Source organism: Pseudomonas sp. SF2, from assembly GCF_036858055.1.
Taxonomy (GTDB): Bacteria; Pseudomonadota; Gammaproteobacteria; order Pseudomonadales; family Pseudomonadaceae; genus Aquipseudomonas.
This window is the reverse complement of sequence record NZ_JAMBDI010000031.1, coordinates 55,805-69,932: the sequence shown is the minus strand read 5'-3', so window position 1 is coordinate 69,932 and position 14,128 is coordinate 55,805. Positions and strand designations below refer to the sequence as shown.

Annotated in this window: 14 protein-coding genes; 6 read left to right on the top strand and 8 right to left on the bottom strand. The window is 63.6% G+C overall.

Annotated features, from left to right (window positions below; genetic code table 11):
• Nucleotides 1-4 precede the first annotated feature (4 nt).
• The 5 genes from M2S36_RS19065 to M2S36_RS19045 form a co-directional block, all read right to left on the bottom strand.
• The gene (locus tag M2S36_RS19065) at nt 5-622 is read right to left on the bottom strand and encodes a response regulator transcription factor (protein WP_207831741.1); all 618 of its coding nucleotides are present in this window, start codon (nt 620-622) and stop codon (nt 5-7) included.
• 283 nt (nt 623-905) lie between these two features.
• A complete protein-coding gene (locus M2S36_RS19060; RefSeq protein WP_063913867.1) occupies nt 906-2,237 on the bottom strand; it encodes a deoxyguanosinetriphosphate triphosphohydrolase in 1,332 nt (443 codons plus the stop codon).
• A 189-nt stretch (nt 2,238-2,426) separates the two neighbouring features.
• Nucleotides 2,427-2,756: a hypothetical protein gene (locus M2S36_RS19055; protein WP_207831737.1), complete on the bottom strand. Its 330-nt coding sequence runs from the start codon at nt 2,754-2,756 to the stop codon at nt 2,427-2,429.
• Nucleotides 2,753-3,127 carry a phage holin family protein gene (locus M2S36_RS19050; RefSeq protein WP_013971683.1) on the bottom strand — a complete coding sequence of 125 codons (375 nt, stop codon included), beginning with the start codon at nt 3,125-3,127 and terminating at the stop codon, nt 2,753-2,755. The genes M2S36_RS19055 and M2S36_RS19050 overlap by 4 nt, the downstream gene beginning before the upstream one ends.
• 9 nt (nt 3,128-3,136) lie before the next feature.
• A complete protein-coding gene (locus M2S36_RS19045; RefSeq protein WP_063913869.1) occupies nt 3,137-3,451 on the bottom strand; it encodes a DUF883 family protein in 315 nt (104 codons plus the stop codon).
• Nucleotides 3,452-3,765: 314 nt separating this feature from the next.
• Here M2S36_RS19045 and M2S36_RS19040 point away from each other — a divergent pair, with 314 nt between their 5' ends.
• The 5 genes from M2S36_RS19040 (at nt 3,766) to M2S36_RS19020 (ending at nt 7,114) form a co-directional block, all read left to right on the top strand.
• Nucleotides 3,766-4,974 carry an ammonium transporter gene (locus M2S36_RS19040; protein WP_207831735.1) on the top strand — a complete coding sequence of 403 codons (1,209 nt, stop codon included), beginning with the start codon at nt 3,766-3,768 and terminating at the stop codon, nt 4,972-4,974.
• A gap of 71 nt (nt 4,975-5,045) precedes the next feature.
• Nucleotides 5,046-5,285, top strand: coding sequence for a glutaredoxin family protein (locus tag M2S36_RS19035; protein ID WP_019096182.1), 240 nt, complete (start codon nt 5,046-5,048; stop codon nt 5,283-5,285).
• Nucleotides 5,286-5,372: 87 nt separating this feature from the next.
• A complete protein-coding gene (locus M2S36_RS19030; RefSeq protein ID WP_207831733.1) occupies nt 5,373-5,804 on the top strand; it encodes a D-Ala-D-Ala carboxypeptidase family metallohydrolase in 432 nt (143 codons plus the stop codon).
• Between the two features lie 65 nt (nt 5,805-5,869).
• Nucleotides 5,870-6,178 carry a transcriptional regulator gene (locus tag M2S36_RS19025; protein ID WP_207831731.1) on the top strand — a complete coding sequence of 103 codons (309 nt, stop codon included), beginning with the start codon at nt 5,870-5,872 and terminating at the stop codon, nt 6,176-6,178.
• Between the two features lie 51 nt (nt 6,179-6,229).
• Nucleotides 6,230-7,114 carry a pseudouridine synthase gene (locus tag M2S36_RS19020; RefSeq protein WP_207831729.1) on the top strand — a complete coding sequence of 295 codons (885 nt, stop codon included), beginning with the start codon at nt 6,230-6,232 and terminating at the stop codon, nt 7,112-7,114.
• 241 nt (nt 7,115-7,355) lie between these two features.
• On the opposite strand, the gene M2S36_RS19015 is transcribed toward M2S36_RS19020, so the two are convergent.
• The 3 genes from M2S36_RS19015 to acnA all read right to left on the bottom strand — a co-directional run bounded on the left by M2S36_RS19015 (nt 7,356) and on the right by acnA (nt 12,714).
• Nucleotides 7,356-8,921 (bottom strand): methyl-accepting chemotaxis protein, encoded by a 1,566-nt coding sequence (locus tag M2S36_RS19015; protein ID WP_333957634.1) that lies wholly within the window; start codon nt 8,919-8,921, stop codon nt 7,356-7,358.
• 198 nt (nt 8,922-9,119) lie between these two features.
• Nucleotides 9,120-9,896, bottom strand: a complete 777-nt coding sequence (locus tag M2S36_RS19010; RefSeq protein WP_333957633.1) for a CPBP family intramembrane glutamic endopeptidase — start codon at nt 9,894-9,896, stop codon at nt 9,120-9,122.
• Between the two features lie 76 nt (nt 9,897-9,972).
• A complete protein-coding gene (gene acnA, locus M2S36_RS19005; RefSeq protein ID WP_207831723.1) occupies nt 9,973-12,714 on the bottom strand; it encodes an aconitate hydratase AcnA in 2,742 nt (913 codons plus the stop codon).
• Between the two features lie 216 nt (nt 12,715-12,930).
• Here acnA and rlmM point away from each other — a divergent pair, with 216 nt between their 5' ends.
• Complete coding sequence (gene rlmM / locus M2S36_RS19000) at nt 12,931-13,995, top strand: 23S rRNA (cytidine(2498)-2'-O)-methyltransferase RlmM (protein ID WP_233687114.1); 1,065 nt, start codon at nt 12,931-12,933, stop codon at nt 13,993-13,995.
• Nucleotides 13,996-14,128 lie beyond the last annotated feature (133 nt).

Genomic DNA, 14,128 nt, shown 5'->3' with positions numbered 1-14,128 from the left:
ACCCTCAGACCAGCGCGTTGCGTTTGGCCATTTCGATCAGGTCGACCAGTGTATTGACCTTAAGTTTGTGCATCAGACGCTTCTTGTAGGTACTGACGGTCTTGCTGCTGAGGAACATGCCCTTGGCAATTTCCTTGTTGCTGCGGCCTTGGGCGAAGAGTTGCAGCACCATCAGTTCGCGGTCATTCACCTGACGGAAAAGTTGCAGGTCGGCATCTACCGCCTGGTTATGCTTTATTGCCTGGCTGGGGAAGTAGTTGTAACCGGCCAGCACGGCCTTGATTGCACTGAGCAGCTCGCTCAGGTCTTCCTGCTTGCACACGTAGCCCGCAGCACCCGAGTGCATGCAGCGCACGGCAAACAATGCGGGAGACTGCGCAGTCAGTACCAGCACCTTCAGGGGCAGGGCCATGGCCTGGAAGCGGGCAAGCACCTCCAGCCCGTCTAGCTTGGGGATGCTGATGTCGAGGATGACCAGGTCAGGAGCGGTTTCGCGAATCATCTGCATGGCGTCCACGCCGTTGTCCGACTCGCCGACAACCTTGTAATTCTGGTTTTCCAGCAACATACGGACGGCCAGGCGAATGACGGGATGGTCGTCGACAATAAATATGGAATGCATGTTCAACTTCCCTACGGGCGACTGAGGGTGACAGGCGGAACCTTATCGCAGTTGGAAGTCATCGGGCATGCGAGGAAGGGCTATTAGCTCTATATGGGAAATGGCTTACAAGATAAAACAAAACGGGCTACGAAACAGGCGCGTTTAACTCGATGTCAAAGCGTGATTGGTAACTTTTCATTGATTTATATTCGTGCTGTTTAACTTGCCGCCAGTATATGTAGGAAGTTTCCCACACTACACGGTGCAGCTCCGAGCGATGCCCGGGGCGGCACCGGCAGGCTCAGGTCGGGCTGGAGCGCCCGGTCATTTCCCGGGCCATTTCGCTGGCATAGCTGTCGGTCATTCCGGCGATGAAGTCGATCATGCGCAGGAAGGCACTGTGCAGCGAACCGTGCGGGTCGGGGGCATTGTTGCCGATCAGGTCCAGTACGCGGCGGCTCTTGAACGAGGGCGTGCGTCCACCGTGCTGTTCGAGGGCGGCACCACAGAAGGTGTTGAGCAGAATCTCCAGGGTGGTGTAGGCGCCGATCTCGTGCAGGGTCTTGCGCTTGTCCTGGAAGATCTTGTTGCGTGCCATGTCCTTGGCTTGCAGCACGCAGCGCTTGGCCGGGCCGTGCATGTGTTCGACCAGGTCGCCCGCCAGTTGCCCGGCCAGCAAGGCCTGCTGCTGCTCGACGAAGGCATGGGCGGCAGCGTTGGTCAGGTGCTCGATGGCCTTGCCACGCAGGATTGCCAGCTTGCGTCGCCGTGAGTCGCCAGGGCCAAGCTGGCGGTAGGTTTCCGGCAGGTCATCACCGACCAGGTCGAGCAGCAGCGCTTCGACTTCGGCATATTGCAGCAGCTCCATTTCCAGGCCGTCTTCCAGGTCGATCAGCGCGTAGCAGATGTCATCTGCGGCTTCCATCAGATAGACCAGCGGGTGGCGCGCCCAGCGCTGGTGTTCCAGTTGCGGCAGGCCGAGCTTGCGGGCGATCTGCTCGAGCAGTGGCAGTTCGCTCTGGTAACTGCCGAACTTGTGCTTCTTGTAGCCCAGGGCGTCGGCGTGGCGCGCGCTCCACGGGTACTTCAGGTAGGTGCCGAGGGTGGCATAGGTCAGCCGGGTACCGCCGTCGAACTGGTGGTACTCCAGCTGGGTGAGTACGCGAAAGCCCTGGGCGTTGCCTTCGAAGTTGAGGAAGTCGGCGCGCTCGTCGTCGCTCATGTCGTCCAGCCAGCCGCGCCCGGCGGCCTGCTGAAACCAGTGGCGGATGGCGTCTTCGCCAGAGTGGCCGAACGGCGGGTTGCCGATGTCATGGGCCAGGCAGGCCGACTGTACGATCATCCCCAGGTCGCTGGGGGCGCACCAGTCCGGCAGGCTGTCGCGCAGGGTTTCGCCGACGCGCATGCCCAGTGAGCGGCCGACGCAGCTGACTTCCAGCGAGTGGGTCAGGCGGGTGTGGATATGGTCGTTGCTGGAAACCGGGTGCACCTGGGTCTTGCGCCCTAGGCGGCGGAAGGCACCGGAGAAGATGATGCGGTCGTGGTCTTTGTGGAAGGGGCTGCGCCCGAGTTCATCGGCGCTGTACAGGGCTTTGCCCAGGCGTTCGCGGGTGAGCAGGGTGTGCCAGTCCAAGGCGCGGTCTCCTGTGGATCGAGGGGTATAGCTTCCGGTGTCCGGAAGGGCAGCGCAAGGGGTAAGCCTGCAATGGCCCTATCGCCGGCAAGCCAGCGCCCACACGGATTGCGCATGGCTTGAGGCCCATGCGGTCGAGGTGGGCGCCGGCTTGCCGGCGATAGGGCCGGTGCAGTCGACGGAAAACGCTCAGGGGCGGCGGCTGCCTTGCAGGTACAGGCGCAGCAGTGGCAGCAGGCTGGAGCCCAGGCGCACCAGCCGCGTCAGGTTGCCGCTGCGCACGCCCTTGCCGGTGAGGAAGCCCAGCGCCACCACGGCGCCAATCCCCCACAGCGGTGCATGCTTGATGCCCAGCCCGTCGTGCAGCGAGCTGCCCATGCCGCGCACGCGGCGCAGTGGCTCCAGCAGTTGCGCGGATTCGTGGCGGATTTCCTGGCGGTGCATTTCCATGCGCAGGCGCAACAGCGCCTTGCGCAGTTCGCGCGGGTTACGGGTGTTTGGCAGTTCTGGCAGGCTCATGGCAACAGGCGCTCCCGGTCCTTGGCGAGTTCCTCGAGGGTGGCGCCAAAGGGCGACGACTCGTCGAACACTGCTGCCTTCAGGCGCAACCCGCAGTACAGCGCGGCGATGCCGTAGAACACGCACAAGCCGATGATGCCGGCCAGGCGATAGCTGTCCCACAGCAGCACCAGCAACAGCCCGGACAGCGCCGTCAGCAGCAGCAGGGCAAAAACCAGGGCCAGGCCGGCGAACAGCAGCAGGCTCAAGGTGCGCCCCTTCTGCTCCTGCAACTCGATGCCGAACAGTTCGATATGGCTGTGCAACAGCCCCAGCGCAGCCGCGCCCAGGCGCTTGCCCGAGGCGCTGGCGCCGTTGGCGTCATTCTCCATGGGGACCCCTTAGCGCCGGTTGGCCAGCAGGCCGATCAACAGGCCGACGCCAGCGGCAATGCCGATCGCCTGCCACGGTTTTTCCTGTACGTACTGCTCGGCGCTGCCCAACGCTGCCTGGCCGCGCTCCCGCACCGAGTCCTGGGTCAGTTGCAGGGTTTCGCGGGCCTGGGCCAGGCGGTCGTGGATCTGTTCACGCAACTCGTCTGCCTGGTCGCCGGCCAGGTTGGCGGTGTCGGCCAGCAGTTTCTCGGTGTCGCGGACCAGTGCCTGGAAGTCAGCCATCAATATCTCTTGTGCAGTCTTTGCCGATTTGCTGGCCATGGGTGTCTCCCTGTCGATGAGTGTTGGTAGTTCGAGTAATAGCATGCGCCGAAGGTTCAAGTGCCGGCGCTGGTATGGGCCTTGCTAAGTGCTTTGCCACGTTGCGGGGCGCCCCGGTCGGGTATTGCGCCGATTAAGGGCGCCAGCGCAGCGGATACCGATAAACCTTAACCCAATCCACGACAAACCCAAGAAAAAACCACGCAGGCTCCGCCCGGCTCACCGAAACAGGGCAGGGGGCTGGCACCGATTCGGTGCAGGGATGCAGGTTCTTGAACTGTCCTGGTGCCTTTTTCAGCAGGTCTGCCTATTTCATGGAAAACATGCACAGCGCGATGGACTCCCTGGTCCACGGTTCCAACACCCTGTTCATTCTCATGGGGGCCATTCTGGTGCTGGCCATGCATGCCGGCTTCGCGTTTCTCGAAGTGGGCACGGTACGCTACAAGAACCAGGTCAACGCCTTGTCGAAGATCCTCAGCGACTTCGCCATCTCGGCGTTGGTGTACTTCCTCATCGGCTACTGGATCGCCTACGGGGTCAACTTCTTCCAGCCAGCGGCAGCGCTGGCGGCCGACCATGGCTATGCGCTGGTCAAGTGCTTCTTCCTGCTGACCTTCGCCGCGGCGATTCCGGCAATCATCTCCGGGGGCATCGCCGAGCGGGCGCGCTTTGTGCCGCAACTGTGTGCCACGGCGTTGATCGTGGCGTTCATTTACCCGTTCTTCGAGGGTGTGGTGTGGAACGGCAACCTGGGCGTACAGGCCTGGTTGCAGGCACGCTTCGGCGCGCCGTTCCATGACTTTGCCGGTTCGGTGGTGGTGCATGCCATGGGCGGCTGGCTGGCGCTGGCGGCGGTGCTGCTGCTGGGCGCTCGCCGTGGGCGCTACCGTGATGGTCGGCTGGTGGCGTTTGCGCCGTCGAGCATTCCCTTCCTGGCATTGGGGTCGTGGATCCTGATCATCGGCTGGTTTGGCTTCAACGTCATGAGTGCCCAGACCCTGCAGGGCGTCAGCGGCCTGGTGGCGATCAACTCGCTGATGGCCATGGTCGGTGGCACCCTGTCGGCCTTGCTGGCCGGGCGTAACGACCCAGGCTTCCTGCATAACGGGCCGCTGGCCGGGCTGGTGGCAGTGTGTGCCGGCTCCGACCTGATGCACCCGATCGGTGCGCTGGCTACCGGTCTGGTGGCGGGCGCGCTGTTTGTCTGGACCTTCACTGCGGCACAGAACCGCTGGAAGATCGACGATGTGCTGGGCGTGTGGCCGTTGCATGGCCTGTGCGGCGTATGGGGGGGCATTGCCTGCGGCGTGTTCGGCCAGGAGGCCCTGGGCGGCATGGGCGGCGTCAGTCTGGTCAGCCAGTTGCTGGGCAGCCTGATGGGCGTGCTGGTGGCATTGGCCGGTGGTTTCGCCGTCTACGGTACGATCCGCGCGCTGCATGGCCTGCGCTTGAGCCATGAGCAGGAGTTCCAGGGCGCAGACCTGTCGCTACACCGGATCGGCGCGACCAGCCAGGATTGAGCCAGGTCAGGTGCACGGTGGGCAGGACAGACCTAGAATAGGCTTTCTACCTGCCAAACCGGACTTGCCCCATGCTGCCTGAATGCCAACTGTTCGGTACCCTCGGCTGCCACCTGTGTGAAGTGGCCGAGGCGGTGCTGATGCCCTTCGTCGATCATGGCCTGCTGGTGGAGCTGGTCGACATTGCCGAGAACGAAGCCCTGTTCGAGCGCTATGGCCTGATCATTCCCGTGCTGCGCCGCTGTGACAACGGCGGCGAACTGCACTGGCCGTTCGATGCCGAACAGGTGGTGGCGTTTCTCGCGCAGTAATGGCTCCAGAGGAGCTGCAACCCTGCTCCAAGGTGATGAATGTGAGCTGATGATCCGGTGCCACATTCAGTCATCGGGAGCCTCGCCATGTTGATCACCCCGCATTTCACGCTTGATGAAATGATCGTTTCTCAACTCGCTGCCAGGGACGGATTCGACAACTCACCACCTCCTGAAGCCAGGGCCAACCTGCAACTGCTGTGCTGTGCGCTGGAACAGGTGCGCGCACTGTTCAATGCCCCAGTCATCGTCAGCAGCGGTTACCGCAGTGAGCAGCTAAACCGGGCGATTGGCGGTGCCGCGAATAGCCAGCATATCCAGGGGTTGGCAGCAGACTTCACGGTGATAAAACTCAGCCCGCGGGAAACCGTGCGGCGGATCAGCGAAAGTGCCGTGCCCTTCGATCAACTCATCCTGGAATTCGACAGGTGGGTGCACCTGTCGGTAACGCGCGACACGCCGCGGCGGCAGGTGCTGACCATTCGCAAAGGTAGCGGCTACCTGCCGGGGCTGCGATGAAGCGCATTGACGCCAGCAAGGGGATGTTCGTATGCTGTATATAAGTACAGTATCAGGGTGAAACCATGCTCAATGTCGAGCAACTCAAGTACAGCGTCAACCGCATGCCCGTCGAGCGGGTGGCCGACGCCGTTCTGGAACTGCGTCTCGAAGGCCTGGTGACCGACGACCGCACGCCGTTTGGCAAGGTCCACTTCAATACCTGTTTCGCCGAGATCGAGGCCTTGTTCCAGCGTGCCGGCTACCACCGCGGGCTGGATGTGGTGGGTTACCAGGGGTTGCTGTATGCCCTCTACGACCCGGGCCGCTGGGAGCCCGTGCAGGTGCTGCGCTGGCTCAAGGAGCGCAGCGAGGCGATGGTCCAGGCTGGTTGAGGGCGTGGGCTTGGGGGATAATGCGCGGCCGTGAACGTTTCGAGCCCTGCCATGACCACGCCTTTCGACCCCGCCCGCCAGCAAGCCAGCACGGTGTGCCTGCCACCCGGTAACTGGGCGACCGTGCTCGACTGCCTGTGTGACCATTTCAAGGCCATTGATCGGGCCCAATGGCTCGACCGCTTTGCCCGTGGTCGGGTGCTGGATGCCGAGGGGCGGGCGGTGTCGGCCGGGCTGCCGTACAAGCGCGGCATGCGTCTGCACTATTTCCGCGAAGTGCCGAACGAGCGGCCGATCCCGGTGCAGGAGGTGGTGCTGCATGTGGATGAGCACCTGGTGGTGGCCGACAAACCGCATTTCCTGCCAGTGACGCCGACCGGTGAATACGTCGAGCAGACCTTGCTGCGCCGCCTGATCCGCCGGCTGGGCAACCCGCACCTGGTGCCGTTGCACCGTATCGACCGGCATACCGCCGGGCTTGTGCTGTTTTCCGCCAACCCGCAGAGCCGCAGTGCCTACCAGCGGCTGTTCCCCGAACGACGCATCGACAAGCGCTACCAGGCCATTGCCGCGGCCATGCCGCAGCATGCATTTCCGCTGGTGCACAAAAGCCGTCTGGTGCATGGCGAGCCGTTTTTCCGCATGCATGAGGTAGAGGGGGAGGCCAACAGCGAAACCCTGGCCGAAGTGCTGGAGAAGAATGGCGAGCTGTGGCGTTACGGGCTGTCGCCGGTGACCGGCAAGACCCATCAGTTGCGCGTGCACATGGCGGCATTGGGGGCGGGGATCAGCAATGACCCGTTCTATCCGCAACTGCTCAACGACGAGGACGACTACCAGCGGCCGCTGAAACTGCTGGCGCAGAGCCTGCGTTTTGCAGACCCGCTGAGTGGGGAAGAGCGCTACTTCGAGAGCCGCTTGCAGCTGGACTGGTAATGCTCACGCGCTCATCGCAGGAACAACTGCTGTAAATGCACTCTGAAAGCTTGCGCGGTCCCCTGTGGGAGCGGGTTCACCCGCGAAGAAGCCTGCGCGGTAGATGGCACCGGCTTCGCCGGTGTTCGCGGGTGAACCCGCTCCCACAGTGACCACGCAATCTTTTAGATCTTGAGCAAGACATTTACTCCCACAAGTACGGCGCACGTAAAAAGTGCATGCCGTACCCTTGGAAGCTGCCCTAGCGGTTGAACCGCTCCACCAGCGAGTACTGGGTACCCGCCGTGCTGGTCAGCTCTTCGCTGAGCAGTGCCGAGTGCTGCGCCTGTTCGGCGGTCTGGTCGGCCAGTTCGGCAATGGTGCTGATGTTGCGGCTGATCTCGTCAGCCACTGCAGTCTGCTCCTCGGTTGCGGCGGCAATCTGTGTGGCCATGTCGGTGATGTTGGCCACCGCTTCGCTGATGCCAACCAGGGCCTCGTCGGCCTGCATCACACGGTCAACGCCTTCCTGCGCCTGGCGATGGCCGGTTTCCATGGTCAGCACGGCATTGCTGGCGGTTTTTTGCAGCTTGGCGATCAGGCCGTGGATCTGCCCGGTGGACTCGGCGGTGCGCTGGGCCAGCTGGCGTACTTCGTCAGCCACCACGGCAAAGCCACGGCCCATTTCACCGGCTCGTGCCGCTTCGATGGCTGCGTTCAGCGCCAGCAGGTTGGTCTGGTCGGCGATGCCCTTGATCACATCGACCACGCCACCAATCTCGTCGCTGTCCTTGGCCAGTTGCGTCACTGTCTGCCCGGTCTCGCCTACGGCTGCCGACAGGCGTTCGATGGCCTCGCGGGTTTCACCGGCAATCTGCCGGCCCTGGCTGGTCAGGCGGTTGGCTTCCTGGGTGGCATCGGCAGTGCGCTGCACGTGGTTGGCCACTTCCTGGGTGGTGGCGGCCATCTGGTTGACCGCAGCGGCGACCTGCTCGGTCTCCACCCGCTGGCGTTCCAGGCCCGAAGAGCTCTTGTGTGCCAGGACATCGGACTGGCGCGCCTGTTCGCTGAGGTGTTCGGCGCTGTCCTGCAGGCGGGTCAGGCAGGTTTTCATGCGCGCGTCCTGGCTGAGCATGGCCATTTCCAGGCGCGCTTGCACGCCACGGCTGTCGGTGTACATCTGCGCGATCAGCGGGTCGGAGGTGGTCTGTTCGGCCAGGCGCAGCAGGCGCTTGAGGCCGCGCTGCTGCCAGCCCAGGCCCAGCAGGCCCAGCGGTACGGAAAGCCCGGCGGCCAGGGCGAAGCCCCAGGAATGGCCCAGCCAGTTGCCGATCAGGAAGCCCACCTGGCTGATCAGGATGAACGGCAGCCAGTCCTGCAGTATCGGCAGCCATTTGTCCCGGCGCGGTACCGGCGGCTTGCCCTGGTTGATGCGCTGGTACAGCGCCTCGGCACGGCGGATCTGTTCGGCGGTGGGCTTGACCCGCACCGACTCGAAGCCGACGACCTGATTGTTGTCGAAGATCGGCGTGACATAGGCGTTGACCCAGTAGTGGTCGCCGGACTTGCAGCGGTTCTTGACGATGCCCATCCACGGCTGCCCTTGCTTGAGGGTTTGCCACATGTGGGCGAACACGGCAGACGGCACGTCGGGGTGGCGTACCAGGTTGTGCGGCGCACCGGTCAGCTCCTCGCGGGTGAAACCACTGATCTCGATGAAGGCATCGTTGCAGTAAGTGATCACACCTTTGGCATTGGTGGTGGAGATCAACCGCTGCTGGGCAGGGAAAGTCCGTTCTCTCTGGGTAATCGGCTGGTTGTTACGCATGGGTTGATAGTCCGCAGGGCTTTCGACAGGTATCGGCAAGCCGCTGGTTTTATTGAATGAATATTTAATGTGCTTGATCCGCGGCAATAAGCCATCAGTTGCTATGGGTTATTCCGCGAGCACGTTCAAGCAAGTTAGCGTCATTATTGCGTTTTTACTGCTGTTTAATGACGGATAAGTCGAATGGTGACCGATTGGCTAGCCAAGAGCTAGCATCGGATAACTGAAGAGGGTGAAGTGCACCAGGTTCAGGCCGAAATGGCAGAGCACCGCGGCGGCCAAACCGCCCCAGCGGTACGCCAGGCCGTAGCCGATACCGGCAAGGGTGGCCAGGTACACCCATTGCCAGCCGGCCCCCAGGTGGGCCAGGCCGAACAGCAAGGCGGCGGCGAACAATGCCAGCCCTTGGTGGCGCAACAACCGTTGCAGGCCGGCCTGGATGTAACCGCGGAACAGCAGTTCTTCGGTCAGGCTTACCAGCAGCAGGTTGTTCAGCAGCCAGAGCCAGGCCTGGTCGGGCCATTTCGGGGCCCAGGCCAGCATGCCAAGTGCCCAGGCACCACCCAGGCAGGCAAGCAGGGTCAGGGGCAGGACGTACAGCAGACTGGTCACCAGGCCCTGGCTGCGCCACAGGATCAGCCAAGGGCAGGCCAGCAGCAGCCACGCGCCGATCAGCGGTTTGTCCAGGTTCAGGTACATCGTGAAGGGTAGGGCGCCGGGGCTGAAGATGACGCCGTCGATGACCTTGGCCGCGTTGAAACCGGGCAGCCAGTGCAGGGCCAGGGCGATGGCCAGCAGGATGAACAAGGTGTGGCCCAGGGCTTGTTGCCAGCGCTGGGGACGGCGAGCGAGCAGAGCGCTGGCGAGCAGGGCGAGAAAGGTGGGCAGGGTGGCGATACCGAGGTTGCCGTGCCTCAGGGCGAGGGTGTAGCCGAGCGCCAGGAGTAAAAGTGCGATCAGGTGGAAGCGAGGCACAAGTGGTCCTTCTGATTGAACAATGTTGGGTCCGCTGCGCGGTCCATCGCCGGCAGCGGACCCAAGCATACCCGCCTCAGCTCGCAATCAGCTGTCGCAACACATAATGCAATATACCCCCCGCCTTGAAGTACTCCACCTCGTTCACGGTATCGATCCGGCACAGCACCTCGATCTGTTCCTGCTGCCCATCTGCGCGGGTGATACGCAAGGGCAGGCTCATGCCCGGGCGGATCTGCGCGCCGTGCAAGCCCAGCACATCGATCCGCTCCTTGCCGGTCAGCCCCAGTTGCTTGCGGTTGTGCCCGGCCTTGAACTGCAGTGGCAGCACACCCATGCCAACCAGGTTGGATCGGTGAATGCGCTCGAAGCTTTCCGCCAGCACCGCCTTGACCCCCAGCAGGTTGGTGCCCTTGGCCGCCCAGTCGCGGCTCGAACCGGTGCCGTATTCCTGGCCGGCGATCACCACCAGCGGGGTGCCTTCCTGCTGATAGCGCATGGCCGCGTCGTAGATCGACAGCTTCTCGCCACTGGGCACGTGCAGGGTATTGCCGCCTTCTTCGCCCGCCAGCATTTCGTTGCGGATGCGGATGTTGGCGAAGGTGCCGCGCATCATCACTTCATGGTTGCCACGCCGCGAGCCGTAGGAGTTGAAGTCGCGTGGCTCCACGCCCTGCTCACGCAGGTAGCGCCCGGCCGGGCTGTCGGCCTTGATGTTGCCGGCCGGGGAAATGTGGTCGGTGGTCACCGAGTCACCCAGCAGCGCCAGGATCCGCGCACCCTGGATGTCGGTGATCTGCGGGGGTGGCCCGCCGATGTCGTCGAAGAATGGTGGGTGCTGGATATAAGTGGAGTCGGCTTGCCATACGTAGGTGGCCGCCTGCGGTACCTGGATGGCCTGCCACTGTGCATCGCCGGCGAACACTTCGGCGTATTCCCTGTGGAACATTTCCGTGTCGACCTTGGCTACGGCGGCGGCGATTTCCTGCTGGCTGGGCCAGATGTCGCGCAGGTACACCGGCTGGCCGTCCTTGCCGGTGCCCAGCGGATCGCGGGTCAGGTCCAGGCGCACGCTGCCGGCCAGGGCATAGGCCACCACCAGCGGCGGCGAGGCCAGCCAGTTGGTCTTGACCAGCGGGTGCACGCGGCCTTCGAAGTTGCGGTTGCCCGACAACACCGAGGCCACGGTGAGGTCGGCGCTGCCAATGGCTTTTTCGATCGCGTCATCCAGCGGGCCGGAGTTGCCGATGCAGGTGGTGCAGCCATAGCCGACCAGGTCGAACCCCAGTTGGTCGAGGTAAGGGCTGAGCCCGGCGGCCTTGAAGTAGTCGGTCACCACCTTGGAGCCTGGCGCCAGCGAGCTCTTGACCCAGGGTTTGCGCTTCAGGCCTTTTTCCAGGGCCTTTTTCGCCACCAGCCCGGCGGCCATCATCACGCTGGGGTTGGAGGTGTTGGTGCACGAGGTGATCGCGGCGATCACCACGGCGCCATCGCGCAGGATCTGGGTCTGGCCCTGATGGCTGTATTCGATTTCCCCGGCCTGGTCGGCGTTGCCTACCGCCACGCCGCCGCCACCTTCGCTTTCCAGGCGGCTGACCTCTTTGGCCAGCGGTTTGGGTTGCAGTTCGATGAAGTGGTCGAAGGCCTGGCTGACCTGGCCAAGGGCCACCCGGTCCTGCGGTCGCTTGGGCCCGGCCAGGCTGGCCTCGACCTCTTGCATGTCCAGCGCCAGGCTGTCGCTGAACAGTGGCTCCTGGCCCGGCAGCCGCCACAGGCCCTGGGCTTTGCAGTACTGCTCGACCAGTTGCACGGTCGCCTCGGGGCGCCCTGACAGGCGCAGGTAGTCCAGGGTCACCTGGTCGACCGGGAAGAAGCCGCAGGTGGCGCCGTATTCCGGGGCCATGTTGGCGATGGTCGCACGGTCGGCCAAGGGCAGCTCGGCCAGGCCATCACCATAGAATTCGACGAACTTGCCCACCACGCCCTTCTTGCGCAGCATCTGCGTCACCGTCAGCACCAGGTCGGTGGCGGTGATGCCTTCACGCAGCTTGCCGGTCAGCTTGAAGCCGATCACTTCGGGGATCAGCATCGACACTGGCTGGCCGAGCATGGCCGCCTCCGCTTCGATGCCGCCCACGCCCCAGCCGAGCACACCCAGGCCGTTGATCATGGTGGTGTGCGAATCGGTGCCGACCAGGGTGTCGGGGAAGGCGTAGGTGCGACCATCGGCTTCACGGGTCCAGACGGTGCGGCCCAGGTATTCCAGGTTGACCTGGTGGCAGATACCGGTGCCCGGCGGTACCACGCGGAAGTTGGTGAAGGCGCTCTGCCCCCAGCGCAGGAAGGCGTAGCGCTCGCCGTTGCGCTGCATTTCGATATCGACGTTCTCGCTGAAGGCCTGCGGCGTGCCGTAGTGGTCGACCATCACCGAATGGTCGATTACCAGGTCCACCGGTGACAGCGGGTTGATTCGCTGCGGGTCACCACCGGCCTTGGCCATGGCTGCGCGCATGGCGGCCAGGTCGACCACGGCCGGCACACCGGTGAAGTCCTGCATAAGTACCCGCGCGGGGCGGTACTGGATCTCGCGGTCGGAGCGCCGCTCGCCCAGCCATTGGGCGAGGGCGCGCAGGTCGTCGCCGGTGACGGTCTTGCCGTCCTCCCAGCGCAGCAGGTTTTCCAGCAGCACCTTCAGCGACATGGGCAGACGCTGCAGGTCGCCCAGCTGGCGGGCGGCCTCGGTGAGGCTGAAGTAATGGTAGGTCTGGTCGCCGACCTTGAGGGATTTGAGGGTATTCAGGCTATCGAGCGAGGGCATTGCCAACTCCTTCTGCGCCGGTGCCTGGCAAGATCTGCCGGTGGCACCGCTCTGTGTCGATCCGCACGGCACGGACCTGGCTGAAAGGTCAGGTTAGACCGCTTTGCGTCACCTGACCCTTTTCTGGACCGGCGGGGCGTGTCGCAGGTTCCGATCTTCCTTTATCATCGCCGCCCTGCCAGCGCCTGTGGTGCGCCAGCCGTAGTGGAGTGAGAGATGAATACCCTGTTCATGCATTGCCGGCCCGGTTTCGAGGGTGAGGTGTGCGCCGAAATCAGCGAACATGCCGCCCGCCTGGGCGTTGCCGGCTATGCCAAAGGCAAGCCGCAAAGTGCCAGTGCCGAGTTTGTCTGTAGCGAGGAGGGCGGTGCCGAGCGCTTGATGGGGGAACTGCGCTTCAACCAGCTGATTTTCCCGCGGCAGTGGGCCCGTGGCGGTTATGTCGAACTGCCGGAAAGCGACCGTATCAGTGTGTTGCTGGCGCACCTGGCCGACTTTCCGGTGTTCGGCAGCCTGTGGCTGGAGGTGCTGGACAGCAACGAAGGCAAGGAACTGTCTACCTTCTGCCGCAAGTTCGAGGTGCCGCTGCGCAAGGCCCTGGAAAAGGCCGGCCGCCTGGTCGACGATGCCAGCCGCCCACGCCTGCTGCTCACCTTCATCAGCGGCCGCCGGGTGTTCGCTGGCGTTGCCCCTGCTACCAACAGCGCGCTGTGGCCCATGGGCATCCCGCGTTTGAAATTCCCCCGCGAGGCACCCAGCCGCTCGACCCTCAAGCTGGAAGAAGCCTGGCACCAGTTCATTCCGCGCGAGCAGTGGGAACAGCGCCTGGGCGATGACATGACCGGTGTCGACCTGGGGGCTTCGCCGGGTGGCTGGACCTACCAACTGGTGCGCCGGGGCATGCTGGTGACTGCCATCGACAATGGGCCGATGGCCGAAAGCCTGATGGACACAGGGCTGGTCCAGCACCTGATGGCCGATGGTTTCACCTGGCAACCGAAGCAGCCGGTGGACTGGATGGTGTGCGACATCGTCGAGAAGCCGGCGCGTACCACTTCGCTGATCGAGACCTGGCTGGGTGAGGGGCTGTGCCGTGAGGCGGTGGTCAACCTGAAGCTGCCGATGAAGCAGCGCTACGCCGAAGTACGCCGGCTGCTCGACCGCATGGAGGCGACGTTCAAGGCGCGCAAGATCAAGGTGTCGATTGCCTGCAAGCAGCTGTACCACGACCGTGAGGAAGTGACCTGCCATCTGCGCCGGATGGACTTGAAACCGCGCTGAGCACAGCGAATCGCTTTGCTCTTGCTTCGGCTTTTGCTTCTAAGCGCGCGATAGTTCAGGCGCCGCAGATTGCGACTTCAGGAGGCCGAGCGAAGGGACTGCGGAGGGAGGTGACGGGCATGGATGCCCGTCA